This window comes from Eggerthella guodeyinii, from assembly GCF_009834925.2.
GTDB lineage: Bacteria > Actinomycetota > Coriobacteriia > Coriobacteriales > Eggerthellaceae > Eggerthella > Eggerthella guodeyinii.
The window spans coordinates 3,301,385-3,325,265 of the sequence record NZ_CP063310.1 but is presented as its reverse complement, the minus strand read 5'-3'; the positions used below and the strand labels follow the sequence as shown (position 1 = coordinate 3,325,265).

The following is a 23,881-nucleotide window of genomic DNA, read 5'->3' as shown; positions in this document are numbered from 1 at the left end:
GTCCCCCAGCGCTACGCTTCCGCACCCTCCGAACGCTAGTACCCCATTCGCTCCAGCTTGCGATACAGCGTGCTTCTCGAGATGCCCATGTCGCGGGCGACAAGCGACTTGTTACCTCGATGCTTGATCATGAGCGATCGGATCTCCTCCGCTTCGTAGTCTTCGTAGCTGATCTCAGAAGCCGATTGCCAAGTTGCCGACGAGGCGTGCCCGGTGTCGGGGATCGTCGGGTGCGACGGGCCTTTGCCGCCGCGCAAAGCGCGCACCACGTCGGGCGGCATCGATGCGAGGGTGAGCGTCGAGGTCGTGCTCACGTTGACGCAGCGCTCCAGGATGTTGCGCAGCTCGCGCAAGTTGCCCGGCCAGGGGTAGCGCGAGAACAGCTCGATGACCTCGGGGTTCGCCGCGCGCACGTCCTTCCCGAGCCGGCCGGAGATGCTGGTGAGGAAATGGTCGACCAGCAAGCTCATGTCGTCGACGCGGTCGCGCAGCGAGGGTAGCTCGAGATGCAGCACGTTCAAGCGGAAATACAGATCCAAGCGGAACATGTTCTGGTTCACGCACTCCCACAAGTCCTTGTTCGTGGCGGCGATGATGCGCACGTCCAGTTTGAGGAACTTCTTGCTGCCGATGCGCGAGATCACGCCGTCTTCCAAGAACCTCAACAGGAAACTTTGCATGTCGAGGGGCATCTCGGCGATCTCGTCGAGGAAGACGGTGCCTCCGTTGGCCTGCTCGAACTTGCCCGGCGCACCCTCTTTGCGAGCGCCGGTGAATGCGCCGCCCTCGTAACCGAACAGCTCGCTGCCGATGAGCTCTTTCGGGATAGCCCCGCAGTTGATGGGGATGAACGGTGCCTTCCGTCGAGAGCTCGCATTGTGGATGGCCTGGGCGAACATTTCTTTGCCCGTGCCGCTCTCGCCGGTGATCAGCACGTTGCTCGGGCTTGCAGCCGCGCAGGCTGCCGTTTCCTTGGCCGAGCGAAATGCGGGGGCCGAACCTTTGAGGTCGTCGAACGTGAATAGCGCCGATTTAGAGGGTTCGTTGCGCACCGAGTGCTGGGAAGTGATGGTGATCTTCAGTCCCGCGATGGAGCCGTCGTCTTCGCGTATGTGCTGGCAGTTCACGGGGTAGAAATGGCTCTCGCCGCGCTTGTTCTCGATGAAGCTTTCGCGAGGCACCTGCGCTTTGCCTTTCAGGCATATGAGGTACGGCTTGAGCTCGGGCATGAACGAGGCGAGCGGCACGCCGTTCGAAGAGGTGACGGCACGTCCGAATTCTTGCTGGAACAGACGGTCGACGAACACCACCTCCCCGCGCTTGTTCACGAGGATGAACGCGTCGGGGCTGGTGTGAGCGGATTTTTCCAGCAAGCCGATACGCTGTTCGATAGCGGGGTAGAGCAGGCGGTTTTTAAAAGCGAAGTCCTCTACGTTGAGCGCGTAGCAAATGGATTCGTGCACCTGATGGGTCAGACGCTCGAGCGGCAGCAGAACGAGGTTCACGGAAGCGAAGCTCGAGGCTTCCTGCACGCCAAAGCGAGCGTAGCACGCGTAGTCGCAGAACAAATCGAGGTAGTTCTCCTGGCCGATGCGGATGAAGGTGACGAACGGGGTCTGCCGTGCCTGGTTAGCAACGAATACGCCCACATTCTCCTCCGAGAACACGGTGCCCATGCGAACGCCTTGCGCCTTGAGCTCGGTGAGAAGCTTCCGGTCGCCTCCTTTGGAAAATACCGAGAGGGTTTCGTCGAGGTAGAACAGGGCGGCGCCTTGGCTGCTGAAGAAGTTCTTCTTCGCGTTGTAGTACTCCTTCAGGTAGGCGAGATGGGTGAAGTGCTGGCGATCGAGATCCTCGAACACCTTGAGGTTGCGCTTCGAATCGTCAAGAGAGCGGAGGCGTCGATCGATCCCCGCGGCCTGCGATTGCTTCCATTCCGCGCCCAAATGGGCAAAAGGCTCGTCTTGAGCGATGCGCCCCCCGGCGAGCACGCGTTTTTTAAGCGCGAGAATCGGTTCCGCTTCGTATTGGTCGATGCCCATGCTCGAATCCCCTTCCCCTGGGTGGCAGAGCGATGCTTGTTCCTATCATAAAACGAAACAGTACAAAATGATACAAAACGATACATTTTATGAAACAGCATGCAACAAGCTTTTCACTTCGCGTTGCGTTTTCGATTCGTCAGAACTGGGTGGAAACCCTGTTTCAGCAGGTTGGAATCTGGCCATTGTTTTGCATGGAATAAGGGCAAGGGGATACTTCGAATTGCATGAAGGGCGGTGTGCGTTCATGTCGCAAGCGATAATCGCGCTCATCATCTTGGCGGTCGTCATGGTCCTGTTCGTCTCGGAGGCGTTGCCTCTGCCGGTTACGGCGCTTTTCGGAGCCATCGCCATGGCGGTCTTCGGCATCATCGGCTTCGACCAGGCCTTTGCGGGCTTCGGGAGCGACACGCTCATGATGGTGGCGGGTATGCTCGTCATCGGCCAGGCGGTGTACGAATCCGGTGTCGTCGATCGCATGGGAGGATTGCTCCGCAAGCTCGTCTCGATGGGCGAGCGATCTTCCATAGCGCTGGTTTCCCTCGTTGCAGGGTTGCTGTCGGCGTTCATGAGCAATACGGCTATCGTCGCATCGATTCTTCCTATGGTGGACTCTCTGGCGGAATCCAGCGGAAAGCGATCGCTGCGCACGGGTTTGGCCATGTCGGTGGGGGCTGCCGCCATCTTGGGCGGCAGCCTCACCTTGGTGGGGTCGACGCCGCAGCTCGTAGCCCAGGGCATCCTCGAAAGCTCGGGCGGAGAGACGCTTGGTTTCTTCACGCTGTTGAAAGGCGCGCTTCCGCTGTTCGTGCTGGGCATCGCCTACTACGCCACGGTTGGGCGTCGGCTGCTGGCTCTTCGAGCTGATATCCCTGCTCAGGGCGAAGCCGTCTCTCTTCCCATCGAGGAGGAACCGAAGGCTCGGCCTTCGACGAGAAAGGCTGTGATCACCGCAGCGACGTTCGCGGCGTGCGTGGCCGGTTTCGTGGCTGGCATGTGGACGGTAGGGACCGTGGCGTTGGCGGGCGCATTGTTCTTGATCGCCATGGGTTGCATCGATATGAAAAGCGTGGTGCGCAACGTGGACTGGTCGGCCGTGGTGATCCTTGGCGGGTCGCTGGGCTTTTCGGCGGGGCTCGAGGAATCGGGTGCGGGCGCGCTCGTCGCGAACACCATCATCGACCTGTGCGGAGGCGCTGCGGCGAATCCGCTTGCTATCTTTGCGGCGATGGTGGTTATCACCGCCGTCCTGTCCAACTTCATGAGCAATACCGCTGTCGTGGCCATGTTGGCGCCGATGGGCTTGTTCCTCGCGGAGACTATGGGTTTCAACCCCATCACCATGGTGGTCGGCATCGTGCTTGCTGCCAGCATCTGCCTCGCTACGCCCATCGGCTCGCCTCCTATGACGCTCACGCTGTCGGCTGGCTATCGTTTCGGCGACTACCTCAAGGTGGGCGCTCCGTTATGCGTTTTGCTCGTGCTCGCCACCATCGTGGTGGTGCCGCTGTTGTACGGGGTTTCCTGAGCCTTTAGGCGTCCGAGCGCGAGAGTTGGCCACCGATTTGCATGGAATGGTAGATGAAGGATCCTGCGGCATTCGATGCCGCGGGAACGTGCAAGGAGAAAGGAAAGGGCTATGAGAGACGTACTTGTCGGCTTCAAATGGGTGCTTGACGAAGCCGATGTGCGCATAGGGGACGATCTGGCGGTCGATCTGGGCGCGGCTACGCGCAAGATCAGCGACTACGACAAGAACGCTATCGAAGCGGGATGCCGCGCCGCCGAGCAACTGCAGGGCTGTGCCATCGGCGTGTCGTGCGGTGCGCAGGAAACGAAAAAGGCGTTCGTCGACGCTTTGGCGCGCGGGCTCGATGCCGGTGTGTGGGTGAAAACGACCGAGGCTGCTTCCGCCGCCGTGGCGGCGCGCGCCATCGCAGCAGTTGCGCGTGACCGCGACGTGGCGCTCGTCGTGTGCTCCGAAGGGTCAAGCGACGACTACGCGCGGCAAACGGGTTCTCGCGTCGGGGCGTTGCTCGATTGGCCGGTTGCCACCTCGGTCCTTTCGCTGCAAGTGGAAGGGGATGCCGCGTTCGTGAGGCGGCGCATGGATACTTGCGAACAGGTGGTGCGTTTGCAGCTTCCCGCCGTGGTGTCGGTGTTGCCCGAGATCAACCCAGCGCCCATCCCGGGGCTCAAAGCCGTTTTGGCGGCCAAGAAGAAAGCTGTCGATGAGCTGGATGCTGCCGATCTCGACATCGACGAAGCGACGGGCATCGTGCTCGACGGTATGAGCGGGTATGCGAACGATCGCAAGAACGTGCTGATCGAAGGAGACTCCGTCGCAGAGGTGGCAGAGAGGCTGCTCGAAGCTCTCAGGAAGGAAGGGGTGCTGTGATGGCGGGGGTGTTTGTGTTCGGATCGACGCCCGAGCTTGCTGCTGAAGCGCTTGCCTGCGCAAGCGAGGCAGGTCGGCGTGCGACGGTGGTGACGACGGGCGGCCAGGACGCTCAAGAGTATCGCAGCCTCGATTGCGAGGGGATCGTGCACGTGCAGGGCGGAAACCCTCTTCCCGAGGCATACGCGGCCGACGTGGCCGCGCTGCTCGAAGATCGCGGCGCTCAGGCGTTCGTCGTGTGCGGTGACCCGACGGGGCGCGATCTGGCGGCGCGCGTCGCCGGATTGTTGGACGCTCCCATGGTAAGCGAGGCGTCCGTGCTGCGCATCGAAGACGGAGGCATCGTAGCGCATCGGCTCGCGTTCGGCGGCGCTGTGGTACGCCGAGAACGTATCGCGGGATTCGGCGTGGTGAGCGTTGCCCCCGGCGCTTGGACGCCGAGCGCTCCTCCGGACGCTGATGCGCCGGTTGAGATGGCGGACGGAAACCCCGATGCGCGTATGCAGCTGATGGAAGTGCGGCCACTCGAGAAGGGAACCGTCGATTTGACGAAGGCCGAGCGTATCGTGTGCGCCGGCATGGCGTTCTCGACGAAGGAAGAGCTCGAAGCCGCGTATCGGGTCGCGCGTGCCCTCGATGCCGAATTGGGTTGCTCGCGCGGGCTTGCCGAGGACCATCACTGGTTCTCCGAGTACATCGGACTCTCCGGGGTGCAGGTTGCTCCGAAGCTGTACCTGGGCCTGGGCATTTCGGGGCAAGTGCAGCACACCGTGGGAATTCGCGGCGCGCAGGTGGTCGTCGCGGTGAACAAAGACGCTGCAGCGCCGATCATGAACGCGTGCGACTACGGGGTGGTCGGCGATTTGTTCGCGGTGTCGGATGCGCTTGTGGAGGCACTCGGCCGATAAGGCCGTGCGTACGAAAGGGTGCCGAGCGCGCCTGCGTCTGCGAGCGCGCCGGGAAACGATGTGGAGAAGGAGGCAGTATCGATGAAGGACAATCTGATCGGCCAAGAGTACGGACCGCTGCAAGGGGTGCGCGTGATGCTGACGGGCGTCGCGTTTGCGGGCCCCTTCGCCGCTCGTTGGCTGGGTGACATGGGCGCTGAGATCATCAAGATCGAGATACCGGGGGCGGGGGATACCTCGCGCATCGGGCGTCGGGTGGGAGAAGCCGGCGTCGTGCCGAAATGGATCAGCCTCGGGCGCAACATGAACAGCTTCGAATTCAACATGAACTTCGACAAGGCCCCGGATTCCAAGCAGGTATTCGAAGACCTGGTGAAGCAGTGCGATATCTGGATCAACAGCGTGCCGAACATCGGCAAGCACGGTGCCACCGACGAGCTTGCGTTCGCGGCCAACCCGAAGCTGGTCATCGTGCATGTGACGGGATACGGGCTTCCCGAGAACGGGGGAGACGAGCGGTTGCTGGGCCGTCCGAGCGTCGATCCGGTGGCGCAGGCGTTCAGCGGGCTCGCGGCCATGCAGGGCATGCCCGACGGCCCCTTCCTCACGGCGAACCCCATTCTTGCCGACATCGTCACCGCCCATCAAGCGGCGTGCGGGGCGCTGGCTGCGTACATCAGCGCGCAGCATACGGGCAAGGGCCAGGTGGTCGACTCGTCGTTGTACGAGAGCGCCGCGTACCTCATGAGCTATCACTGGTGCTCTCAGCTGAACGGCGAGGGCCTGTACCATCGCTCCGGTCCGCTCAATCAGCTGTGGCGTCCCTTCGGGTACTACGAATGCAGGGATGGCGAATGGGTGGCCGTGGGTGTATGGGGCCTTGGCATCTGGCAAAAGTTCTGCGACCTCATGGGCGTGAGCGTCGAGGATTTCCCCTACATGGCGACGTGCGGTCAGGAAGATCCCGACAAGGTGGCGCAGATGGACGCTATCTGGCAGAAGTATCTCGATAGCCATACGGCGGTGGAGGTTGAAGCGGCGTTCATGGCGGCCGGCATGCCCACCTCGAAGCTCAACAACGCCGAGGACGCTTACCGGCATCCCCATTGGCAGGCGCGCGGCGATTTCATCAAGATCAAGGATGTCACCTCGGGCGACGAGTTCGTGGACATCGCTACGTCGCCCAAGTTCAACGGAACGCCGTGCACGGTGTACAAAGGGGCACCGCTTCTGGGCCAGGAAAGCGAGCGCGTTATGAAGGACATTCTCGGTTACGACGACGATCGCATCGAGGCGCTCAAGGAGAGCGGCTCGGTGGCCGCCTCGCTCATCACGAAGTAAACCAGTCATTGCGAGAAGGGAAACGACTATGGAGTTGACGGAAAACCAGGAGATGTACCTCAAAATACTCGATGAGTTCATCGAGCAGGAGATCGAGCCGCGCATCAAAGAACTCGACACGGTCGACGAGTATCCCGTATGGATGCAGCAGCGCGTGGCCGAACTCGGATTCACGCGATTGGTGGCCCCTGAAGAGCACGGCGGCCTTGGCGAGAACATGACCACGCTGCTGCTGCTCATCATGCGCGCCTGCCGCTACAACAATACGCTCGGGTCGCTCATCAACTGCTCGAACAACGCGAACAAGCTGTTGAGCTTTGCGAACGAGCAGCAGATCGAGACGTTCTTGCCGCGCATTCTGGACGAGGGCCGCTTCATGGGCATGGCCTACACCGAGCCTTCGGGCGGTTCGGATTCGCGCGCCGTGCAGACCACCGCCGTGCTCGATGGAGACGAATGGGTCATCAACGGCACGAAGAGCTTCATCTCGTACCGCAGCGCCGTGGGCAGCTGGCAGGTGAGCGCCAAAACCGTGAACGAGGAGGGCGTCGAGGGCATCAGCGTGTTCCTCGTCGACGCCCAGGCGCCCGGCGTAAGCTACGGCGCGCACTACGACAAATTCGGTTGGTGCGGTTCCGACACGGGCGATGTGTACTTCAAGGATTGTCGCGTGCCCGCTTGGAGCGTATGCGGCGAGGTCAACAAAGGCCTGCATGTGTCGTTGTCCACGCTCGACGGAGCACGCCTCGTCATCGGTGCCCGCGCGGTGGGCTATGCCGAGGGCGCGTTCGAGAAGGCATGGGAGTACGCTTCGACGCGGGAGGCGTTCGGCCGCATGCTCACCGACTTCCAGGCGCTGCAGCATTACTTCGCCGACATGTACAGCGATATCGAGGTGAGCCGCGGTTACCTCATGCACCTCGCATCCGAGCTTGATGCCGGCCGTTCCGTTGGCAAAGGCGGCTCCATCGCGAAGCTCAAGTGCACCACGATGGCGCAGCAGGTGTGTCAACGCGCTATGGAGATATGCGGCGGTATGGGCCTGCTCAAGGATTTCGGGCTGTCGCGTTACTACGAGGACGCATGCGTCCTCATCACGGGCGAGGGAACCAGCGAGATACAGAAGAACATCATCTTCAAATCCATCAAGAAGGATCGTCGATAAGCCATCGAGGATAAGGGGTATGCAATGGAATTCTCAGTGAAGAAGATCGCGTTTCTCGTCGTTGCGATCGTGGCGGGGGTGGGGCTCGCGCTCGTTCCTCCGCCGGGAGGGCTTGAAGCGTCGAGCATGCAGGTGCTCGGTATCCTGCTGGGTGCCGTCATCCTTTGGGCGGGCGGGGTGCTGCCCGAGGCGGCCACGGCCATCCTCATGAGCATGCTGTTCATCGTGGTGGCGAAAGTGCCTATCGACACCTCGCTGTCGGCTTTTTCGGGTTCGACGTTCTGGCTGCTTGTTGCCGCGTTCGGCCTGGGGGCGGCCATCAAGGAGTGCGGTCTGCTCGAGCGCATCTCCATCCTGCTGTTGAGGCTGTTCCCGAAAAGCTACAAGGGGCAAGTGTTGGGGCTTTCCGCAGTGACCACCATCACGGCCCCCATCATTCCCAGCAAGGCCGCCAAATGCTCCATCCTCTCGCCGCTTACACGCGGCATCAGCGAGGCCATGGGCTACAAGAACGAAGGCAAGGAGGCAACCGGCCTGTTCCTGTCGTACTACGCGGCGACCTGCTTTTCCCCTGCCATGTTCATCACCGCGTCGGTGACCACGGCGGCGCTCGTGGGCATGTACTCGCCCGAGATCCAAGAGCAGTACACGATGGTCACCTGGGCGCTGTGCGCCGCACCGTGGCTCATCCTCATGTTCGTCGGCAACTATCTCTTCATCAGCCGCCGGTATCGTCCGGCTTCGGGAAACAAGCTTGACGTAAGCTTCCTCGACCAGCGCCTGAAGGAGTTGGGCGCGTGGACGAAGAAGGAGAAGATCATGGGCGTCGTCATGATCGTCACCATCCTTCTGTGGGTGTTCAAGAGCCAGCTGGGCGTTCCCGAGTACGCTGCCGCGCTGTTCGCGCTCGTCGCAGCGCTCGCGTTCGATATCTTGCCCATCAAGAAGTGGCGCTCGAACGTGGCTTGGGATTCGCTTATCTTCATCGGTTGCGCCGTCAGCTTGTCCACCGTGCTGCCCGCCGTCGGCGTCACCGATTGGCTTGTCGCGGCGGTCGGCCCGTATACGTCGATGTTCTTCAGCAACCCGTTCCTCATGATCGCGGGTCTTGCGGTGCTCACCATCGTGGTGCGCTTCCTCATCCTGTCGGAAATCGGGTACCTGTCGGTATTCACCGCGTTTTTGTTCCCGCTCGCCATTGCGGCAGGTGTGAACCCCTGGATCGTTGGTTTCATCATGAACGCCTTCGTAATCGTATGGTTCTTGCCCTATCAAAGCTCGGTGTACCTGACCGCCATCCACAGCGCTGGCGAAGGATGGGTTACGGAAGGGGCCACGACGAAGTACTGCTTCGTGTACTGCGCTATCGCGTTGGCGGCATCGTTCATCTCGTACTTCGCATGGCAGGCAATGGGTATCTGGACGATTTGAGAACGCGTGTCGTTTTGGGGAAATCGATGACGTATTAGCAGGGGAAGTGGAATGGATGTTTCAAGTCGACTATTTTCTGACAAGAAATGCGACCTGTTATCCCGATCGGCTTGCCGTCGCTACGGGGAAAGGCGCGCTCACGTGGAAGGAGCTCGATGGGCGCGCCACCTGGCTAGCTCAAGCGCTTGCGACGAAGGGGGTGCGCAAGGGGATGCGGGTAGCTGTGCTGTGGCACAATTCCATCGAATGGGCGCTGATTTGGTACGCCTGCCAACGGTTGGGGGCGGTTCCGATGCCCTTGAACACGCGCCTGCTTCCTGAGGAGATCGTGCGTCATGTAGAGTTGGCGATGTGCGAGGTGATGTTCTGCGCCGCCCGCTTCACGGCGGCGGCGCAGAGCGTGGCGGCGACGAGCGAGCTTGAGTTGCTGATTGTGGAAACGTCGCCTGCGACCGATTCGCTCGAAGCCGTGTCGTAGGACGACCTGCTTGCTTGCGGGTCGTCCGAGCGGCCCGACGTCGATGTGGAAGAGGACGATGAGTCCGTCGTCCTCTTCACGAGCGGCACGACGGGGGAGCCGAAGGGCGTGGTGCGCACGCAGCGTATGGTGCGCGATCACGCGCTCGTGCTGGCGATGGGCGATGGCGCATCGCGCGACGAAGTGATGGTGACGGCGTCTCCGCTGTATCACACGGCGGGATTGCTTTGCGTGCTCAAGATGGCGGCCCTTGCCGGCACGCTCGTGCTCGCAGAGCGGCTCGACCCGTCGGCGGTGCTCGACTTGATCGAGCGGTACCGGGCGACGCAAGTGATGTTGGTTCCTCCGGTGGTGTACGGTCGTCTGGCCGCTTTCGAACGATGGCGCTCCTACGACCTTTCAAGCGTGCGCCAGGTGCTCATATCGGCGGGCCGTTGCGATCTGAGTTATGCGCGCATCGCGTTCATGCTGTTTCCGAATGCGAGCTTGAGATTTTCGTGGGGTTCGACCGAGGCGTGCTCGTTGACGGGTGAGGCGGTGAGTCGTGAAGAGATCGAACGCGACCCCGAGCTGGTGTGCACCGTGGGCTCGGTGAATCCTTTGGTGGAGATTCGCCTGGTCGATGAGCAGGGATTCGACGTGTCGGATGGAAGCGTGGGCGAGGCGCTTGTGCGATCGCCCATGGTGTTCGGGGGGTATCTGGGGATGGGGGAGCTTGACGAACCGTTCGTCGATGGATGGCTTAAGACGGGCGACATGCTGAAACGTGATGCGCGTGGGTTCTACTACCTGGTCGACCGCAAGAAGGACATGATCAAAACTGGAGGGGAGAACGTGTACGCGCTCGAGGTGGAGCGGGTGCTGCTGCAGCACCCTTCCGTCGAAGACTGTGCCGTCGTCGGCGTGCGCGACGAGCGGTACGAGGAGGGCATCGCCGCCGCTTTCAAGCTTGTGCCGGGGGCGACGCTGACAGCCGACGACGTGGTGACGTTGTGCGAAGGTCGGTTGCCGGGATTCAAGAAGCCCCGCTATTGGGCCGTCGTCGACGAGCTTCCCGTCAACAGCGTGGGGAAGGTTCAAAAAGGAAAGCTGCGCGCGCAGGGCAGATCGCTGTTCTCGCCGCTGCATGGATAGAATGGAAAGGACTAGGGCATGGCAGATTTCGACGCGATCGTCGTGGGCTCGGGATGCGCAGGTTCGGTGGCGGCGCACGAACTTGCGAAAGCGGGCAGAAGCGTGCTGGTGATCGAGCGCGGCGCCTTCGCCGGAGCCAAGAACATGACGGGTGGACGCCTCTACACGCACTCACTCGAACAGGTGTTTCCCGATTTTCGAGAAGAAGCTCCGCTCGAGCGTCGCATCGCGCATGAGCGTATCTCGATGATCACCGAAGACGCGAACTTCACGGTGGACTTCACGAGCCGAGCGATGGGTGCGAAAGGCCAGGAGTCGTATGCGGTGCTGCGCGCGCCGTTCGATCAATGGCTTGCCTCGAAAGCCGAAGAGGCCGGTGCTGAGTACATCTGCGGCATCGCGGTGGAGTCGCTCATCAAGGACGACGTCGGCCGCGTATGCGGTGTGCGAGCGGGTGAAGACGAGATCACGGCGGATGTCGTGCTGCTTTGCGATGGCGTCAACTCGCTGTTGACCGCACAGGCGGTGGGTGCCGAGCGTCCGCCTGCAAGCGCCGTGGCCGTCGGCGTCAAGCAGGTAGTGGAAGTGCCCGAGCGCGTTATCACCGATCGCGCGCTGGGAGGATCCGACGACGAAGGTGCAGCGTGGCTGTTCAGCGGCTATTCCACGCATGGCTCGTTCGGAGGCGGCTTCGTGTACACGAACCGCGCATCGGTTTCGATCGGCGTGGTCGCAGGAATCGAGGCTACGATGGAGCGCGGTTCGGTGTCGGTGTGCCGGATGCTGGAGGATCTGAAAAGGCATCCTGCCGTGGCCCCCCTGATCAAGGACGGAAAGGTCGTAGAGCATTCGGGTCACATGGTTCCGGAGGGCGGTCTCGCCATCATGCCGAAACTCGTCGGCGACGGCGTGATGCTGGCAGGAGAGAGCGCCATGATGTGCGTGAACCTCGGCTATCAGGTGCGCGGCATGGACTACGCTATCGCGGCGGGCATGCACGCGGGGCGCGAAGCCGCCAAGGCGCTCGATCGCGGCGATACAAGCGCGCTCGCTCTTTCGGGGTACGAGGCGGCGCTTGAAGCCAGCTTCGTGTTGAAGGACTTGCGGCAATTCTCTCGAGTTCCTGCGTTCATGGAGGGATTCGACCGCATGTTCTCGGGGTATCCCGAAATGGTATGCGACCTCATGGATCAGCTGTTCATCGTGGATGGTGCGCCGGTCAAGCCTCTGAAGACGGGCTTGATGCCCATCGTGAAGCGGATCGGCATGATGAACCTGCTCAAGGATGCGAGAGGGGCGATGAAGGCCTTATGAGCGAAATCGAAATCACGGTGAACGTCGACGAGTATCTGGCACTCAACAAGTACGAAGTCGATGAAGAGAACGCGCACATTGCGCTTGTCGACAATCCCTCCGATGCGGAATTCAGAAAACTCGTTTTGGTCTGCCCCGCAGCCCTCTACAAGGTGGACGAGTCGGGCGCTCAGTCCTTTGACTACGCCGGATGCCTCGAGTGCGGCACCTGCCGCATCGCATGTGGCGACACCATCGTCGAGAGGTGGCAGAATCCTCGGCCTACGATGGGCGTGGAGTACCGGTTCGGCTAGGCGTCATGAAGCAGTCCCAGCACATCACCCAAAAACTCGGTTTGTCGCAGCGCCACGTGCAGACGATGAATATGCTTGCCATGACGGCGACCGAGCTGGGCGCGTACCTCGATGAGGTCGCGCTCGAGAATCCGGTGATCGAGGTTGTGCGCCCCGCTGTCGAAGTGGGCGTGTTCGGCGGGGCGCGCTCGGGGGCGGGCGCGCTTGGCATCGACGAGGAGCTCGTCGATGCGGAGACGCCCGATAAGGAGGATTTCCTGCTCAGCCAAGTGAATACCGAAAGGCTCTCGTGCGAGGAGCTGAGCGCGCTGCGCTACCTGATCGGGATGATCGACGAGAACGGATTCTTGCCGCAATCTGCCGAACAGGCAGCGCGAGGCGTCGGGATCGATCGTCCGACGTTCGTCGATATGCTGAAGCTCCTCCATTCCCTCGAGCCTCACGGTATCGGTGCGCGCACGGTGCAGGAAAGCTTGCTGCTCCAACTGCGCGCGCTCTCGCACGATGCGTGGCTGGCGGAATCCATCGTCCGCGATCATGTGGCGCTTCTTGCGAAAAACAGGGTGTTCGAACTTGAACGGGCTTTTCCCGACGCGACGCGTGAGGAGGTGGTCGAAGCGCTGCGCCTCATTCGCGGGCTCGATCCGCGCCCGGGATCGATGTTCGTCGTTGAACGGACCCAGTACGTTCTCGCCGACGTGATCGTGGAAGAAACCGAAGCGGGGTTCGAGATCGGGTTGGGGCCGGCCGGGGGATACGACGTGCGTCTCGATGGGGCGTATAGGTTGACCGTGCGGGAGGGCGCCGATCGGGGCGCGGAAGCATGGGTGGAGGCAAAATACCGACAAGCGTACGGGCTGCGTGCGAGCTTGAAGCAGCGACGCGAGCTGATGCTGACCATTACCGAGTGCGTCGTGCGCAGGCAGAAAGCGTTCTTCTCGTTAGGAGCCCGTTACCTGGAGGGGCTGACCATGAGTCAGGTTGCCAAGGACTTGGAACTCAGCGTGTCCACCGTAAGCCGAGCGGTCAAAGGGTCGTACGTGCAATGCCGTTGGGGCGTTCTCCCGTTCAGATCGTTGTTCTCTCAATCGGCCATAGAGCGTCCTGCGGCAAGCGGCGATCCGCACATGATGCTGCGCGATATCGTGGCTGGCGAGCAGCGTTCCAAGCCGTTGAGCGATCAGAAGATCGTCGAAGAGTTCGCCCGCCGCGGCGTCGATCTTTCTCGGAGGACCGTCGCGCGCTATCGACAAGAGCTCGGCATCCCCCCTGCCTCCGAACGCCGGTATCGGTAGTTCCTACTCCTCGTTGCTTGCGAGGAGCTTTTCGTGGTCGTCGGGGAGGGCGGCGCGGGCGAGTTCGGCGCCGGTTTCGTCGATTACCACCGCTTCGCAGGGGCCCAGGTCGGCAGCGCTGCGGTACACGTAGGCCGCCGCGGCCGCCGCCTGCGCGTCGAGCGCCAAGGCGCTGCCGTCGGATCCGGCGTACGCATCGCTGGGCATCGTGAGCGTGATGGTGGCGAAGCCGTCGTCGGCTGCGAGCGTCGCGCCCAGCGCCTCGGCCTCGGCGCTCAGCTCGTCGACGATATCCTGCACCTCGCTCTTCATGCCGGCCACGAACGCTTCGGCGTAGGCTTCGGGCATGGTCACGGCGAAGGAATCGTGCGAGCGTTCGGCGCTCGTGCAGCCCGCGTTCAACAGGATCTCGATCACGTCGTCGTCGCTCGTGTTGTTGAAGTACCAATCGGGCAGCAGCAGGGTGCGCCCTGCCGCGTCGCTCGCGGAAGCCGTTTCGTTCGTGCCGGCCGCCGCATCGGCCGCCTCGTCGACGGCCGATGCGGCGCATCCGGCGCACGAGAGCGCCCCCAGCGCGCAAGCGGCGGCAAGCGCGAAGGCTATCGGCGCCGCGAGTCGGTTCGTTTTCATCGCATTCTTCCTTTCCTCCTGAGGGGGGGGTGCAGGGGCCGCGCGGCCCCTGCACCGGACCGCGTTACTGCACGCTGAAGTCGAGCGAGGCGGTGAGAGGGGACACCGCTCCGTCGGCCGTCTTGGCGCGCGCGATCATCCGGTAATCGCCTGCGTCCTCGAACGACGTGGTGAAGCTCCAATTCACCCACTTGTCGGCCGTGGCGCCGTCGGTCGCGCACGACGTCCAGGTCGATCCGCCGTCGAAGGAGAACTCCACGGCTTCGATGGGGCTTCCCAGGTCGTCGGCCACGCCTTCGAAGGTGATCTGGTCGCCCGCCGCGAACCGGCAGCCGTCGGCGTCGTTCGCGATGTTGATCTTGTTGCGGTAGCACGGGTCCACCTGCTGCACCTCGGGCTCGCTGTCCTCGCGCGTCAGCTGGATCTCCACGATGTTGCGCGTGAAGTAGTTCGCCACCGTCTCGGGCATCCACAGCTGCAGCGACGAACCGGCTTCGGAACGCAGCTCCTGGCCGTTCACCTGGTACACGAGCAGCGCGTTCTTCTCGAGCGCGTAGCGCAGCGGCAGCGGCTGGCCGAAGCCGTCCGCGCCGTAGGCGGTGATGGTGTTCACGCCGTCCTCGAGGTCGGCCATCTCCACCACGGAGGCCAGCGGCACGCCCACGACGTAAGCCTGACCCAGAGGCGAGCCGGTCATGCACGAGCAGCCCATGAGCACGCCCTGCTCGCCGTCGAGCTCGGACACGTCCAAGCTCAGCGATTGCCTCATGTTGCCCGAGACGTTCACGTAGAAGTTCGCGGTCCCTTCGCCCGCATCCACCAGCTCGGGGGCGGGCTTCGAGCACATGGACAGCACCGCGGTTCCGAACACGTTGAACAACTCGTCGTTGGGGGTGGTGCCCAGCTGGTTGAACGCGAACGAGCCCTCCACGTTGGCAACGCGCACGTAGTCGCTTTCCGCGGCGTCGAGCCATGCGGACCGTATCGTGTAATCGCCCGCTTCGTGCACGGCGCCGGCGGGTTCGGCGCTTTCGTCGGCCTGGGCCACGTTCGGCTGCAGGTTCGCGAGGGCCGCGCCCGCGCCGGACACCAACAGCATCGATCCGGCCACGCTCGACAGCACTTTTTGAGAAGTCTTCATGCGATTTGCTCCTTTCCTCTACTCGGCGGTCTTGTCCGCGTCGGCGACCTTGACGAGGCCGGTGGTGTCGTACACCACGGTGTCCTCGACGTTCGGCATCTCGTCCTTCGCGTTCACCATCACGGTGTGCGTCTGGTAGCTTTGGCTGCCCTCGACGGTTGCCGCGCGCACGGTCACCGTGTACGCGCCGTGCTCGGGCGGCGTCCAGGTGAGGTTCCACCACACCACCTTGTTCGGGTCGGAGCCGTCCACTTCGTATTTCGTCCAGGTCTCGCCGTTGTCGAACGAGAACTCCAGGTAGTCGATCTCCTCGTTGTACGCGTCGGCGTAGCCGTGGAAGGTGTACGGTTTGCCGGTTTCGACGATGAGGCCTTCCGGCACGTCGAGGATGGTGGCGTTGGGACGGTTCACGATCACGCCCTCTTCGTTGAACCAGCCGTTCGGGCTGCCGTCATGATGGTCGAACAGGTACTGCCAGTCGGTGAAGTCGGGGCAGTCGCTGGCCACCACGTAACGGTCCACCTGCTTGGAGCACACCTGCGCGTCCACGCCTTCCACCCAGTTCGTGCACGGGAAGCCCTGCTTGGCGCCCAGGTACTCGCCGTCCATCTTGTACACGAGCAGCGCCTCGCCGTCGTTGAGCTTGTCCAGCGAGAACGAGCGCTTCGACGTGCCGTCGGCACGCATCACGCGCACGCCGTTCGAGCCGTCGGTATAGCCGTCGGCCTTCTCGACGAGCCAGCTGACGGGGATGCCCGTGATGTTGGCGTTGGAGATGCCTCCGCCGCCCACCATGTTCCAGTTGCACACCAGCTTGGAATTCTTGGTGACCACGACGCCTTCCTGCTCGGCCTCGGCGACGAGGTCCTTCAGCAGGGCGGTGTAGGGTGCGCCCACGTTGCCTTCGATGGTGATCTCCCACGAGTCGAACAGGCTTTGCGGAAGGTTCGTGTCGGCGATTTCGGCTCCGTGGCGCATCTGATCGAAGTAGCCGTGCATCCATTCGAACGAAAAGACGTCGGACTGGGTCGTCTCCTGTTCGAACGAGAACTCGGTTGCGGTCAGGTCCTCGGCCGCGACGTCGACGAGGCCCCAGAGGCGATCGTATTTGACGAGGTCCCACATCTCCATGCCCGCGCCGTTCTCGGTGGCGTTGTGGCAGCTCATGCAGGTTCCATCGTAGGCGTCCTCGAACTCCGCCTTGTTGCGCGAGCCCATATGCACGCTGTGCATGAGGGTGCCGAAGTCCTGCGGCACGGTGATGTAGCCCGGCGCGTAGCGGTGGCAGTCGATGCATTCCTGCACGGTCATCTGGTTGTTCAGCTCGTCGTTCCAGACGGTGGGATGCTCGAAGGCGCTGTTCTTGATCATCGTCGACAGGTCGACATGGCACGAGCCGCATCCCTTGTTGTCGGCATCGAGCCAGTACGTGTTGTGCGAGTTCGTCTCGGCCTGCGTCTGCCAGGTGCCGGCCTCGATCTGGTACTCGCTCGGGGTGCGCTGCACCATGCGCCCGTCGGGCAGGGTGCGGATCTCGGGCGCGTACTCCACGGCGATGTCGGCCCACTTGTCGTACAGGCGGTCGATGTAGTCCTTGCCGGGGAAGGCGTCGGCGTCGATGTCGCCGTAGACGGTGTCCCCCTCCTCGCCTTCGATGATCGCTTGCTGCTCGTCGGTGTAGGTGCGCGTCTCCGTCGTCGATGCGGGCGCCGACGTGCCGGCGTCGCCCGACCCTTGCGCGTCGTCGGCGCCCGTCGCGCCTTGCGGCGTGCAGCCCGCTGCGGCGAATAGGCCGCAGGCGAGGCATACGCTCAGCCCGACAAGCTTGCTTTTCGTTGACATCATCCTCTCCTCTCGTTCGGTTTCTCATCCTTCGCGGTGCGGCGTGCGCGAAGCGGTAGCCCCGCCGCTCCGGTTCGCACGCCGCTTCGCATACTAGGGATGACGGGGGTCGCCGCCATCGGACAAGAGGCCGATATTGCGCCCCTGGAGGCGGATTAGAAAAAATCGGCCAAAATGGCCGATAGACAAAACGGAGTTTTGACCTGGAGATATAAGGGAAACCCCGCAAGGTGATCCAATGCGTCATTCTTTTGAGGGTGCGGGGGTCGGTTTTGACATACAATGAAGAAAACGCAGGGGCGCGTCGGGGGAATCGGCAGGTCGCGGGGTCAAGCAGGAGGGTCGTGGAGTGGGCGATACGTGGGAGAAGGGCAATCCGTTGCGACGCATCGAGCCGTGCGACCTGCTGTGCGCGCTGGGGATCGCCTTGAACCTGACGTGGTGCTCGCTCGAGGGTCACTCGATCGGGTTCGAGCTTCCTTCGGCCGGCATGAGCGCCGTCGTGAATCCGCGGTTGTTCTGGCTGGCCGGCATCGCGGCGGTGGCGCTGTGCTTCCTGTGCGCGCCGCAGGCCATCAAAGCCCGGGACGGCGCGATGCGCTTCGTCGTGCCGCTGTGCGCGGCGGCGGGCACCGCCCTGTTCGCCTGGTCGTTCTCCCAGACGATGGCGGACCCGATGCTCGTGGCCATGCTCGGCGTGTTCCTGTCGGGGTTCGGCCACTTCTGGTTCTCGGCGCGCTACTACCTGCTGCTTGCGCGCATGCGTCCCTTCACCGTCATCGTCTGGGTCATCGTGGCCGGGTTGCTGGCGAAGACGCTGCTCCTGTCGTTCAGCGCGATGGCGCTTCCGCTCGAGGCGCAGGTGGGGTTCGCCGTGCTCATTCCCATGGCGAACGCGCTCGTGTTCGAGCTTGCGCGCGATCAGGCCGGACGACGTCTGCGCATAGGGGAGAAGGGCGAGTCGGCGCAGACCGGGAAGCACACGGCGTTCGGGCTGCCCACGCTGCCGCGCCGCATCGTGCTCATGAAGAGCGGCCAGCGCAACCTCGTGCTGCTCATCGTCATGGGCGGCATCATGCTGGCCACCGTGCGCCGGCTGAGCTTTTGGGGCCTGTGGGGCGGCGACTCGTCGTTTCCCATCAAGACCATCTGGGGGCTGTCCGAGTTCCTCACGGTGGCCGTGTGTCTCATCGTGTTCGCCTACCTCGCGTTCGTGAAAACATCGCGGCTTTCCATGTCCGTCAGGTTCCAGCCGGCAGCCGTCGTGGTCGTGGCGGGACTGTTCCTCATCGCCATCCAGCAACCGGGCGACTTCGCGTTTTTGAGCGATGCCCAGGCGGTGGTCATCCACGTTGACGAGGCGTACGCGTACCTGCTGTTCTGGAGCGTGATGGCCCTCGCGCTCGACGCGCTCGACATGCCGCCGTTTCGGGTGCTGGGCATCGGGGGCATGACGTTCGCGCTCGTGTCGCTCGGTTGGGTGCTGCTGTCGGGCTACGTGGGCGACATCGACAGCGCGTTCATCGTGCTGGCGGCGTACGGCATCATCGTGGTGCTCATGCTGTACTCGTACCGCGAGTCGAAGCGCTACAGCAAGCTGCAGGAGGCCGAGGCCCTCCAGGTGATGCAGGTGAGCATGCGCGCCTCCGAGGGCGACGAGTCCGGACGCGCGAGCGACGGGGCCGGTGCCAGCATCGTCGACTCCATCACCGATCGCTGCGCGGTGCTCGCGGTGGACTACCGCCTCACGCCGCGCGAGTCCGAGGTGTTCTGCCTCCTGGCGCAGGGCCGCACGCGCGCCTTCATCCAGGAGGAGCTCGTGCTGTCGGCCAGCACGGTGAAAACCCATGTCAGCCACATCTATGCGAAGCTGGGCGTGTGCGATCGCCAGGAGATGATGGACCTCGTCCTCACCGAGGCCGAGTAGATCGGCCGCCAAATCGGCCGCCAAAAGGGCGCGTGCTTGTTTCACGTGAAACATTTGCCGCAATGTACTGCGATAAGGAAACGGGTGTTTTAGTTTTGAGGCGACCTCCTCCGCGCCAAGGAGCGAGGGAGGGTGCCCGTCGAGGGCTTTTCTTGGTGGTATTCGATTGCGCGGGCCCGCTCTTTCAGTATAGCGAGCTGGTCTTACGTTTCCATGGCGCAGATCCAGCAGGGATTCTTCTCGATCCAGCGCGGTTCCCACGCGGATTGCACGCGCCTCGCCCGCGAATCCAACGCCGATCCAACGCCCCTCCCCTCGGAGCCGGGGGTGCGGAATGCGGAACGTGGGTGCCAGGTGGAGAATGCGAAAGCGAGGGCTCCATGCAGCCCTTGTAGTTTTTTCGCACATCGGTTCGCAGCAGCTATGGCGGTGCGCCCTTCTCCCTATAATGGGGGCACGCAAGAAGCATTCCTCGCAACCGAAAGGGAACCGAGTATATGGATATCGTTCTCATGATCATCTACGCCACGCTCATCCTGGGCTTCCTCGTGTTCATCCACGAGGGCGGGCACTACCTGGCCTCGCGCGCCTTCGGCGTGCGCGTGACCGAGTTCATGCTGGGGCTTCCGGGGCCCAGCATCGGCTTCACGAAGTGGGGCACGAAATTCGGCGTGACGCCCTTTTTGCTGGGCGGCTACGCGAAGGTGTGCGGCATGGAGCCGGGCGAGATGAGCCCGCACCTCGAGCCGGTGCTCGCCGCGCTCTACCGTCGCGGCACCGCGAACATGGAAGACATCGCCGCCGATTGCGGCATCACCGACGACGAGGCGTACGAGGCGCTCGACGAGCTCGTCGAATGGGGCAGCATCGCCGGCCCCACCAAGCAGGACAAGTACAACACGTACCGTGCTCCGGTGGTGAAGCCGACCAGGAAGCAGCTCGATGCGGGCATCCGCCCCTACGAGCTCGGCCAGGCGCGCCCGGTCGCCGACGCGCACGCGCTGTTCGAGAGCGAGTACAAGCAGCAGTACCGCAGCCTGCCGTTCTGGAAGCGCTCCGTCATCCTCGTGGCCGGCGTGGCCGTGAACCTGCTGTTCGCCGTGTTGCTGTTCGTGGTGCTGTTCTCCCTCATCGGCGTGGACGTGCAATTGACGTCGGGCGAGATCCGGCACATCAACCTCAACCCGCTCGAAGCCGTGCAGATGGGCTTCATGTACATCGGCATGGTGGTGCAGCTTATCGCAGGTCTGTTCAACCCGTCGACGGCGGGCGAAGTCGTGCAGAACTCGACGTCGGTCATCGGCATCGCCGCGATGTCGAAGCAGGCGGTGGACATGGGGTTGGCCAGCGCCATCTCGTTCGTGGCCTCCATCTCGGTGTCGCTCGGCATCATGAACCTGCTGCCCATCCCGCCCCTCGACGGCGGCCGCTTCGTCATCGAGGTGTTCCAGAAGGTGTCGCGCAAGGTCGTGTCCATGAAAGCGCTCAACTACCTGAGCGCCGCCGGCATGATCCTGTTCATCGGCTTCTTCCTCGTCATGGCCAACCAGGATATCCAGCGCATCATCTCGGGGGCGGGATTCGGCGGCTAGGTCGCCTCATCCGCGGAAACCCGGTGCAGATGCGCCCGAAAGCTTCCATTACGGGTTAGAATATCCTCCATGCGCGCAAGCGCTGGCAACCACGACCCTGAAACGGAGGCCCTTGTGGCAACGCATGCCAAACCGAATGAGGCTACCCGCCGCGTGATGGTGGGCTCCGTACCGCTCGGCGGCGGCGCGCCCGTCGTCGTGCAGTCCATGCTGAACGCGCCGGCCAACGACGTCGACGCCAACCTCGCGCAGATCGAGGCGCTCGCGAACGCGGGCTGCGAGATCGTGCGCATGGCCATCCCGCACCACGCGAACCTCGACGCGTTCGAGGCCGTGTGCAAGCGGTCGCCCCTGCCGGTGGTCGCCGACATCCACTTCGACTCGGGGATAGCCATCGAGGCGGCCCGTCGCGGCGCGGCCAAGCTGCGCATCAACCCCGGCAACATCGGGGGGCTCGCCAAAACCGACGCCGTGCTCGACGCGGCGGGGGAGGCGGGCATTCCGATACGCATCGGGGTGAACGCGGGCTCGCTCGACAACAAGCTGGCGGCGCGCGATGACCTCACGCTGCCCGAGAAGCTGGCGCGCTCGGCCGCCGATTACGTGCGCTACTGCGAGGGCCGCGGCTTCCACGACCTCGTGGTCAGCGCGAAGGCCCACGACGTCATGACCACGGTGCGCACGTACCGCCTGCTCAGCGAGGAGCTGCCGCAGGTGCCGCTGCATATCGGCGTCACCGAGGCCGGCACGACGTTCCAAGGCGTCATCAAAAGCGCCAGCGGCCTGGGCATCTTGCTGGAAGAGGGCATCGGCGACACGCTGCGCATCTCGCTCACGGACGATCCCGTGCAGGAGGTCCGCGCGTGCTGGACGCTGCTTGCGGCGCTCGACCTGCGCCGACGCAACGCCGAGCTCATCAGCTGCCCCACGTGCGGGCGCTGCCAGGTGGATCTCATCGGGCTCGCGCGCGAGGTGGAAGGGCGCATCGCGCACCTGGACAAGCCGCTCAAGGTGGCCGTCATGGGCTGCGTGGTGAACGGTCCGGGCGAGGCCGCCGACGCCGACATCGGCGTGGCGTGCGGTTTGGGGTCGGGCGTGGTGTTTTCACACGGGAACGTCGTCCGCAAGGTGGAGGAGAATGCCATCGTGGACGCTTTGATGGAGGAGATAGGAAAGCTATGACGAACGCGAATATCATGCGCATGAGCCAGGTCTACGCGCCCACGCTCAAGGAAGATCCCGCCGATGCGGAAATCGCCAGCCACAAGCTGCTGCTGCGCGCCGGTTTCATCCGCAAGACGGCGTCGGGCGTGTACACGTTCCTGCCCCTGGGCAAGCGCGTGCTGGCCAAGGTGGAGAACATCGTGCGCGAGGAGATGGACGGCATCGGCGCGCAGGAGATCATGATGCCGGCGCTGCAGCCCGGCGAGCTGTGGCACGAGAGCGGCCGTTGGGACGACTACGGCCCCGAGCTCATGCGCCTCGTCGATCGCCACGACCGTGAATTCTGCCTCGGGCCCACCCACGAGGAGCTCATCACCTCGCTCGTGCGCAACGAGCTGCGCTCTTACAAGGAGCTGCCGCTGTCGCTCTACCAGATCCAGGTGAAGTTCCGCGACGAGATCCGCCCGCGCTTCGGCCTGCTGCGCAGCCGCGAGTTCATCATGAAGGACGCCTACAGCTTCCATGCCGACCAGGAGTCGCTGCAGAAGACCTACGACGACATGAGCGAGGCGTACGGCCGCATCTGCGACCGCATGGGCATGGACTACCGTCCCGTCGAGGCCGACCCCGGCCAAATCGGCGGCAGCGTGACCTGCGAGTTCATGGCGCTCGCCGATGCGGGTGAGGCCGAGCTCGTGCACTGCACGTGCGGATACGCCGCCAACACCGAGGCCGGCGACTGCCTGGCGCGCCCCACCGTGTACGACGTGCCGCAGATGGAGAAGATCGCCACGCCCGACGTGCACACCATCGCCGAGCTGGCCGCGTTCCTCGACATCCCCGAATCGTCCACGGTGAAGGCCCTGTCCGGCAAGAACGACGAGGGCAAGCTCGTCGTCATGTTCGTGCCGGGCGACCACGAGCTCAACGAGCTGAAGGCCGCGCGCGTGGCCGGCGGCTTCACGCTGCTCACCGACGAGGACATGGAAGCCTTCGGCCTGCACAAGGGCTCGATGGGCCCCGTGGGCCTGCCCGAATCCGCCTACGTCATCGCCGCGCGCAGCCTGCAGGCCGTGCCGAAGTGGGTCGTGGGCGCCAACGAGGACGGCTACCACTACGTGGGCGCCAAGCTGGGCGAGGACTTCCAGGTGGACGAATGGGCCGACCTCTGCATCGTGCAGCCGGGCGACAGCTGCCCGTCCTGCGGGCTGCCGCTCGAGGGTGCGCGCGGCATCGAGGTGTCGCAGGTGTTCCAGCTGGGCGACAAGTATTCGAAGGCGATGGGCGCCACGTTCATGGCGGAAGACGGCTCCGAGCAGCCGTTCCTCATGGGCTGCTACGGCGTGGGCGTCTCGCGCACCATGGCCGCCATCGTCGAGCAGCACAACGACGAGAACGGCATCATGTGGCCGCTCACGGTTGCGCCGGCGCACGTGTGCGTCATCCCGCTGACGGTGGGCGATGACGAGGTGCAGCCCGCGGCCGAGAAGCTGGCGAACGATCTGGCGAAGCTGGGCCTCGAGGTGGTCATCGACGACCGCAAGGAGCGTGCCGGCGTGAAGTTCGCCGACGCCGACCTCATCGGCTGGCCGCTGCAGGTCATCGTGGGCAAGCGCGGCCTGGCCGAGCAGAAGGTGGAGATCAAGCGCCGCAGCACGGGCGCCCGCCGCGACATCCCGCTGGCGGCCCTCACCGACGCGCTCGCGTTCTCCCAGCGCAACGCCAAGGTCTGGGGCTCCGAACTGTCCCTGTTCGGCGGGTTGTTCGAGTAGTCCGCTTTTCATGG

18 protein-coding genes and 1 pseudogene are annotated in these 23,881 nt (G+C 63.5%); 15 read left to right on the top strand and 4 right to left on the bottom strand.

Annotated features, from left to right (window positions below; translation table 11 throughout):
- Window positions 1-35: 35 nt before the first annotated feature.
- Entirely contained in the window at window positions 36-2,042 is a 2,007-nt protein-coding gene (locus tag GS424_RS14180; protein WP_160941137.1) for a sigma-54 interaction domain-containing protein, read from the bottom strand.
- Between the two features lie 247 nt (window positions 2,043-2,289).
- Between GS424_RS14180 and GS424_RS14175 the strand changes: the two genes are divergently transcribed.
- The 11 genes and pseudogenes from GS424_RS14175 to rpoN all read left to right on the top strand — a co-directional run bounded on the left by GS424_RS14175 (window position 2,290) and on the right by rpoN (window position 13,799).
- Window positions 2,290-3,570: an SLC13 family permease gene (locus GS424_RS14175; protein WP_160941136.1), complete on the top strand. Its 1,281-nt coding sequence runs from the start codon at window positions 2,290-2,292 to the stop codon at window positions 3,568-3,570.
- 75 nt (window positions 3,571-3,645) lie between these two features.
- Window positions 3,646-4,440: an electron transfer flavoprotein subunit beta/FixA family protein gene (locus GS424_RS14170; protein WP_160941135.1), complete on the top strand. Its 795-nt coding sequence runs from the start codon at window positions 3,646-3,648 to the stop codon at window positions 4,438-4,440.
- Window positions 4,440-5,348 carry an electron transfer flavoprotein subunit alpha/FixB family protein gene (locus tag GS424_RS14165; RefSeq protein WP_160941134.1) on the top strand — a complete coding sequence of 303 codons (909 nt, stop codon included), beginning with the start codon at window positions 4,440-4,442 and terminating at the stop codon, window positions 5,346-5,348. Before GS424_RS14170 ends, GS424_RS14165 begins: the two co-directional genes overlap by 1 nt.
- Window positions 5,349-5,429: 81 nt before the next feature.
- Window positions 5,430-6,689: a CaiB/BaiF CoA transferase family protein gene (locus GS424_RS14160; RefSeq protein WP_160941133.1), complete on the top strand. Its 1,260-nt coding sequence runs from the start codon at window positions 5,430-5,432 to the stop codon at window positions 6,687-6,689.
- 28 nt (window positions 6,690-6,717) lie between these two features.
- Complete coding sequence (locus GS424_RS14155) at window positions 6,718-7,854, top strand: acyl-CoA dehydrogenase family protein (RefSeq protein WP_154333174.1); 1,137 nt, start codon at window positions 6,718-6,720, stop codon at window positions 7,852-7,854.
- Window positions 7,855-7,878: 24 nt separating this feature from the next.
- Window positions 7,879-9,285 (top strand): SLC13 family permease, encoded by a 1,407-nt coding sequence (locus GS424_RS14150; RefSeq protein WP_160941132.1) that lies wholly within the window; start codon window positions 7,879-7,881, stop codon window positions 9,283-9,285.
- A gap of 55 nt (window positions 9,286-9,340) precedes the next feature.
- Window positions 9,341-10,453, top strand: a pseudogene (locus GS424_RS18000) (class I adenylate-forming enzyme family protein); the annotation flags it as partial.
- On the top strand, window positions 10,445-10,897 hold the full coding sequence (locus tag GS424_RS17995; RefSeq protein WP_342354569.1) for a class I adenylate-forming enzyme family protein: 453 nt from the start codon (window positions 10,445-10,447) through the stop codon (window positions 10,895-10,897). The pseudogene GS424_RS18000 and the gene GS424_RS17995, both read left to right, overlap by 9 nt.
- Window positions 10,898-10,915: 18 nt before the next feature.
- On the top strand, window positions 10,916-12,211 hold the full coding sequence (locus GS424_RS14135; RefSeq protein WP_160941129.1) for an FAD-dependent oxidoreductase: 1,296 nt from the start codon (window positions 10,916-10,918) through the stop codon (window positions 12,209-12,211).
- Window positions 12,208-12,504: a ferredoxin family protein gene (locus GS424_RS14130; RefSeq protein ID WP_160941128.1), complete on the top strand. Its 297-nt coding sequence runs from the start codon at window positions 12,208-12,210 to the stop codon at window positions 12,502-12,504. Before GS424_RS14135 ends, GS424_RS14130 begins: the two co-directional genes overlap by 4 nt.
- Before the next feature lie 5 nt (window positions 12,505-12,509).
- Complete coding sequence (rpoN, locus tag GS424_RS14125; protein ID WP_160941127.1) at window positions 12,510-13,799, top strand: RNA polymerase factor sigma-54; 1,290 nt, start codon at window positions 12,510-12,512, stop codon at window positions 13,797-13,799.
- 3 nt (window positions 13,800-13,802) lie between these two features.
- Here the strand turns inward: rpoN and GS424_RS14120 are convergent, their stop codons facing one another.
- The 3 genes from GS424_RS14120 to GS424_RS14110 form a co-directional block, all read right to left on the bottom strand.
- On the bottom strand, window positions 13,803-14,429 hold the full coding sequence (locus GS424_RS14120) for a hypothetical protein (protein WP_160941126.1): 627 nt from the start codon (window positions 14,427-14,429) through the stop codon (window positions 13,803-13,805).
- Between the two features lie 64 nt (window positions 14,430-14,493).
- Complete coding sequence (locus GS424_RS14115; protein ID WP_160941125.1) at window positions 14,494-15,570, bottom strand: molybdopterin-dependent oxidoreductase; 1,077 nt, start codon at window positions 15,568-15,570, stop codon at window positions 14,494-14,496.
- An 18-nt stretch (window positions 15,571-15,588) separates the two neighbouring features.
- Window positions 15,589-17,415: a molybdopterin-dependent oxidoreductase gene (locus GS424_RS14110; RefSeq protein ID WP_244977566.1), complete on the bottom strand. Its 1,827-nt coding sequence runs from the start codon at window positions 17,413-17,415 to the stop codon at window positions 15,589-15,591.
- Window positions 17,416-17,761: 346 nt separating this feature from the next.
- Here GS424_RS14110 and GS424_RS14105 point away from each other — a divergent pair, with 346 nt between their 5' ends.
- From GS424_RS14105 to GS424_RS14090, 4 genes are all read left to right on the top strand, one after another.
- The gene (locus tag GS424_RS14105) at window positions 17,762-19,339 is read left to right on the top strand and encodes a response regulator transcription factor (protein WP_160941123.1); all 1,578 of its coding nucleotides are present in this window, start codon (window positions 17,762-17,764) and stop codon (window positions 19,337-19,339) included.
- Between the two features lie 497 nt (window positions 19,340-19,836).
- Window positions 19,837-20,931, top strand: coding sequence for a site-2 protease family protein (locus GS424_RS14100; RefSeq protein WP_160941122.1), 1,095 nt, complete (start codon window positions 19,837-19,839; stop codon window positions 20,929-20,931).
- A gap of 69 nt (window positions 20,932-21,000) precedes the next feature.
- Window positions 21,001-22,113, top strand: coding sequence for a flavodoxin-dependent (E)-4-hydroxy-3-methylbut-2-enyl-diphosphate synthase (gene ispG, locus GS424_RS14095; protein ID WP_160941121.1), 1,113 nt, complete (start codon window positions 21,001-21,003; stop codon window positions 22,111-22,113).
- Complete coding sequence (locus tag GS424_RS14090) at window positions 22,110-23,867, top strand: proline--tRNA ligase (protein WP_154333182.1); 1,758 nt, start codon at window positions 22,110-22,112, stop codon at window positions 23,865-23,867. The genes ispG and GS424_RS14090 overlap by 4 nt, the downstream gene beginning before the upstream one ends.
- Window positions 23,868-23,881 lie beyond the last annotated feature (14 nt).

Coding starts and splice junctions, on each gene's coding strand:
- GS424_RS14180 (WP_160941137.1), bottom strand. CDS start 2,042: ATGGGCATCGACCAATACGAAGCGGAACCGATTCTCGCGCTTAAAAAA.
- GS424_RS14175 (WP_160941136.1), top strand. CDS start 2,290: ATGTCGCAAGCGATAATCGCGCTCATCATCTTGGCGGTCGTCATGGTC.
- GS424_RS14170 (WP_160941135.1), top strand. CDS start 3,646: ATGCCGCGGGAACGTGCAAGGAGAAAGGAAAGGGCTATGAGAGACGTA.
- GS424_RS14165 (WP_160941134.1), top strand. CDS start 4,440: ATGGCGGGGGTGTTTGTGTTCGGATCGACGCCCGAGCTTGCTGCTGAA.
- GS424_RS14160 (WP_160941133.1), top strand. CDS start 5,430: ATGAAGGACAATCTGATCGGCCAAGAGTACGGACCGCTGCAAGGGGTG.
- GS424_RS14155 (WP_154333174.1), top strand. CDS start 6,718: ATGGAGTTGACGGAAAACCAGGAGATGTACCTCAAAATACTCGATGAG.
- GS424_RS14150 (WP_160941132.1), top strand. CDS start 7,879: ATGGAATTCTCAGTGAAGAAGATCGCGTTTCTCGTCGTTGCGATCGTG.
- GS424_RS17995 (WP_342354569.1), top strand. CDS start 10,445: ATGGTGTTCGGGGGGTATCTGGGGATGGGGGAGCTTGACGAACCGTTC.
- GS424_RS14135 (WP_160941129.1), top strand. CDS start 10,916: ATGGCAGATTTCGACGCGATCGTCGTGGGCTCGGGATGCGCAGGTTCG.
- GS424_RS14130 (WP_160941128.1), top strand. CDS start 12,208: ATGAGCGAAATCGAAATCACGGTGAACGTCGACGAGTATCTGGCACTC.
- rpoN (WP_160941127.1), top strand. CDS start 12,510: ATGAAGCAGTCCCAGCACATCACCCAAAAACTCGGTTTGTCGCAGCGC.
- GS424_RS14120 (WP_160941126.1), bottom strand. CDS start 14,429: ATGAAAACGAACCGACTCGCGGCGCCGATAGCCTTCGCGCTTGCCGCC.
- GS424_RS14115 (WP_160941125.1), bottom strand. CDS start 15,570: ATGAAGACTTCTCAAAAAGTGCTGTCGAGCGTGGCCGGATCGATGCTG.
- GS424_RS14110 (WP_244977566.1), bottom strand. CDS start 17,415: ATGATGTCAACGAAAAGCAAGCTTGTCGGGCTGAGCGTATGCCTCGCC.
- GS424_RS14100 (WP_160941122.1), top strand. CDS start 19,837: ATGGATATCGTTCTCATGATCATCTACGCCACGCTCATCCTGGGCTTC.
- ispG (WP_160941121.1), top strand. CDS start 21,001: ATGCGCGCAAGCGCTGGCAACCACGACCCTGAAACGGAGGCCCTTGTG.
- GS424_RS14090 (WP_154333182.1), top strand. CDS start 22,110: ATGACGAACGCGAATATCATGCGCATGAGCCAGGTCTACGCGCCCACG.